We start from the raw sequence: 1952 nt of genomic DNA, 5'->3' as shown, positions 1-1952 counted from the left end.
GGCAGTTCGGGAAGTCCTCCGAGGGCGAGTAGGAGGAGACGTACACGTACTCGTGCTCGCCGTCCTCACCCGGCACCAGGGTGTTGGTGTGCGAACCGCAGTCGGTGCGCACCGCGGTCACGTACCGCGGGTTGGCCTTGTCCGAGATGTCGAAGACCCGGATGCCCTCGAAACCGTCCGGATCGGTGACCGGCACCGACGCGGCACCGCACTCGGTGCCCGCGCGCGGGTAGTCGACCGAGAAGTACAGCAGGTCCCCGCTCACCGACACGTCGCCCTGGCTTCCCGGGCACAGGACCGTGGACACCCTGCTCGGGTTCCCCGGATCGGAGATGTCGTAGATGACGAAGCCGTTGTAGTTGCCGCCGATGGCGTAGTCACCGGTGAACGCCAGATCCGAGTTGAACGAGGCCGCTCCGTCCAACCCCTCGGGTCTGGGCAGGTTGGCCAGGTGCTCGACACCCCCGCCGGTGGTCACCCCGTCGTCGGCCCTCGCTCCGGGAACCGTGAGGAGCGCCGTGACGAGCAGGGGCGCCGCTCCCAGCGTCGCCCAGCGGAACCCGCTCCCCCGTCTTCGCGGTTCCTCCCCCATCACACACCCCCGAGGCAACACAGAGCATCCATGCCAACACCAAGGGTTATACCTCTCGCCATAGGTGACGACCAGACGAAACGCCGAGAAAAGACATACATCGATTTAGAGCGCCAAACGCATGCAGGTATCCCACATGCAGGTATCCCATGGACAGCGGCCATCTCGGTGAGATCATCCGGCACCACGAAGCTGAACGAAATGGCATCAACACGTGCCCGGGACTGGACAAAACACCCGTCGGGTGAGTAGAAAGCCCGCAGGGCGTTGCCTCCAGGACGCCCTCACCACCGGCACAGCGGACCTGTCCGCGCCCCACCCCATCGGAGGACACCTCGTGCGTCGCCTGGTACTCGCGGCCGGAACCGCTCTCGTCATGCTCGGAGTCTCAGCCTGCACGGGTGACGACGGCGTGCAGGAGTCGGCCAACGTCATCGCCCCCGGCGCGCCCGGGGAGTCCTCCTCTCCCGCCACTTCCGAGCAGATCGCCGCACTCGCCGAGGAGCAGGGCCACAACGAGGCCGACGTCACCTACCTGGTGGAGATGATCGCGCACCACTCACAGGCCCTGGAGATGACCGAGCTGGTCCCGGAACGGCACCAGCGCGAGGAGATCGAGCTCATAGCCGAACGCATCTCCGCCGCGCAGGGTCCGGAGATCACCGCGATGGAGAGCTGGCTGGAGGAGAACGTCTTCGGCCCGGCCAGGGAGAACCCCGCCCACCAGAACTTCTGCGGGCTGGAGGGCGACGGTACGCACCACGGGGGCGACGGCGACGAGCCCGCCTGCGAGCTGGAGGTCGACCACGACGACATGCCGGGCATGGCCAGCGAGGAGGAGATGGAGCAGCTCGCCGCCGCGGAGGGCGACGCGTTCGACTGGCTCTTCGTCGAACTGATGGCCACCCACCACGAGGGCGGGATCACCATGGCCGAGGACGTGCTGGCCGAGGGCAGGGACCAGACGGTGATGCGGATGGCCAACGACGTGATCGCCGAGCAGCGCGCCGACATCGCGCGCATGGAACAGATCCTGGAGGACTAGGGCCGCCGCCGTCCCGGCCCGCCCGTAACACGCGCACGGACGCGGACGACGGTTTCCCGCGCTTTCCCGCGCTCCGGTCTCCCGGACCACGGTTTCCCGGTCTCCGGTCCGGACCACAGGCACCACGCCCCGGACCGGAGACCGGCGGTCCCACGATCCCGGCGACGCGAAGGGGCGCCCCGATCGGGGCGCCCCTTCGCGTCGGGGTCCGGGCCGTGGCCGCCCGGACCGTCACGACTCAGGCGGACTTCTCCTGGCGGGTCCGGCGCAGCTGGGCCCTCGGCACGATGGTGGGGTTGACGTTGTCGATCACGG

At 68.5% G+C, this 1952-nt stretch carries 2 protein-coding genes; one reads left to right on the top strand and one right to left on the bottom strand.

Annotated elements, in window-relative coordinates; translation table 11 throughout:
• The coding region (locus D455_RS0128575; RefSeq protein WP_017574073.1) for an LVIVD repeat-containing protein at positions 1-592 on the bottom strand (592 nt) is incomplete at its 3' end.
• 337 nt (positions 593-929) lie between these two features.
• Between D455_RS0128575 and D455_RS0128570 the strand changes: the two genes are divergently transcribed.
• Entirely contained in the window at positions 930-1637 is a 708-nt protein-coding gene (locus tag D455_RS0128570; protein ID WP_017574072.1) for a DUF305 domain-containing protein, read from the top strand.
• Positions 1638-1952 lie beyond the last annotated feature (315 nt).

This window comes from Nocardiopsis halotolerans DSM 44410, from assembly GCF_000341065.1.
In the GTDB taxonomy this organism is placed as follows: Bacteria; Actinomycetota; Actinomycetes; order Streptosporangiales; family Streptosporangiaceae; genus Nocardiopsis; species Nocardiopsis halotolerans.
The sequence above is the reverse complement of the archived record's forward strand: the minus strand, read 5'-3'. Positions and strand labels throughout refer to the sequence as shown.